Origin of the sequence: Bartonella vinsonii subsp. berkhoffii ATCC 51672, assembly GCF_902825225.1 — a bacterium.
GTDB lineage: Bacteria > Pseudomonadota > Alphaproteobacteria > Rhizobiales > Rhizobiaceae > Bartonella > Bartonella berkhoffii.
Map to the genome: position 1 here is coordinate 1 of NZ_CADEAK010000165.1, position 445 is coordinate 445.

The following is a 445-nucleotide window of genomic DNA, read 5'->3' on the forward strand; positions in this document are numbered from 1 at the left end:
AAATTTTCTGAACTATTAAAAGATAATCGTATTTGGTTTGGGCCAAATAGAGGTGGAGTACCACGTATTAAACGTTTTGTTTCTGAAGTAAAACAGGGAATAACCAGTATGACTATTTGGCCTTATACAGAAGTAGGGCACAATCAAGATGCGAAAAAAGAGATTAAAGTTTTTAATTCTGATAATGTATTTCAAACTCCAAAACCGGAACGACTCATAGAACGCATTATTCAACTTGCCACCAATCCTGGTGATCTTGTCTTAGATTCCTTTGCCGGTTCTGGCACTACCGGTGCGGTTGCACATAAAATGGGGCGCAAGTGGATTATGATTGAACTTGGGGAACATTGCCATACCCACATTATCCCTCGTTTAAAACAAGTAATCGATGGTACTGATCAAGGTGGTATTTCTAAAAATATAAATTGGCAAGGTGGTGGTGGGT

1 protein-coding gene is annotated in these 445 nt (G+C 38.7%); it reads left to right on the top strand.

Annotated features, from left to right (window positions below):
- Window positions 1-108 precede the first annotated feature (108 nt).
- On the top strand, window positions 109-445 hold a 337-nt coding region (locus J7R10_RS08755; protein WP_246787429.1), incomplete at its 3' end, for a DNA methyltransferase.